The organism is Ruoffia sp. FAM 26255 (assembly GCF_045528525.1).
GTDB classification, from domain to species: Bacteria; Bacillota; Bacilli; order Lactobacillales; family Aerococcaceae; genus Ruoffia; species Ruoffia tabacinasalis.
Window position 1 is genome coordinate 1 of record NZ_JBGQQX010000147.1, and the last position, 284, is coordinate 284.

Consider the following 284-nt stretch of genomic DNA (forward strand, 5'->3'; position numbering starts at 1 on the left):
CTCTTTGATAATAACAGTGACCAACCTCTTAAAGTCAGTCCCCAACGAAAGTCGTTTCGGCGATATCCCCTTTCCACGTGTGTGTACTTTTGTCAACCGCGCCTCGCACAATACCTCTTTAACTTAAATATACTATATCAATGGTAAATTACAATGTCAACAGGATTAAGATATTTGAATTTACCCAAAATTTTACGATATCGCATACCATAATAAAAGCCCGAGACATTCGCATGTGGAAAACATGGAAGCCTCAGGCTTTTTAACTATCCACAGCCTAAATC

1 riboswitch is annotated in these 284 nt (G+C 38.7%).

Going from position 1 to position 284, the window contains the following annotated elements:
• Positions 1–115, minus strand: a riboswitch (Lysine riboswitch). This riboswitch is flagged as partial in the annotation.
• Positions 116–284: the final 169 nt, after the last annotated feature.